This is a genomic window from Niveispirillum sp. FG156, from assembly GCF_057809555.1.
In genome coordinates, this window is record NZ_JBMDKE010000096.1 from 1 (window position 1) to 590 (window position 590).

Sequence of the window (590 nt, forward strand, 5' to 3'; positions counted from 1 at the left end):
GTCTCGGAGCCGGTCGAGCCTGTGCTGCCGGTGTTGCCACCGGTGCCCGTCTCGGAGCCGGTCGAGCCTGTGCTGCCGTTGTTGGTTCCGGTGCCCGTGTCGGAGCCGGTCGAGCCGGTGCTGCCGGTGTTGGAGCCAGTGCCTGTCTCGGAGCCGGTCGAGCCTGTGCTGCCGGTGTTGCCACCGGTGCCCGTCTCGGAGCCGGTCGAGCCTGTGCTGCCGTTGTTGGTTCCGGTGCCCGTGTCGGAGCCGGTCGAGCCGGTGCTGCCGGTGTTGGAGCCAGTGCCTGTCTCGGAGCCGGTCGAGCCTGTGCTGCCGGTGTTGCCACCGGTGCCCGTCTCGGAGCCGGTCGAGCCTGTGCTGCCGTTGTTGGTTCCGGTGCCCGTGTCGGAGCCGGTCGAGCCGGTGCTGCCGGTGTTGGAGCCAGTGCCTGTCTCGGAGCCGGTCGAGCCTGTGCTGCCGGTGTTGCCACCGGTGCCCGTCTCGGAGCCGGTCGAGCCTGTGCTGCCGTTGTTGGTTCCGGTGCCCGTGTCGGAGCCGGTCGAGCCGGTGCTGCCGGTGTTGGAGCCAGTGCCTGTCTCGGAGCCGGT

The 590-nt window shown here is 70.8% G+C and carries 1 protein-coding gene; it reads right to left on the reverse strand.

Features of this window, described 5'->3' with window-relative positions; all coding sequences use genetic code 11:
• Positions 1 to 590, reverse strand: a 590-nt coding sequence (locus ACODSP_RS28210) for a hypothetical protein (protein ID WP_488968825.1), incomplete at both ends; no start/stop codon positions are given.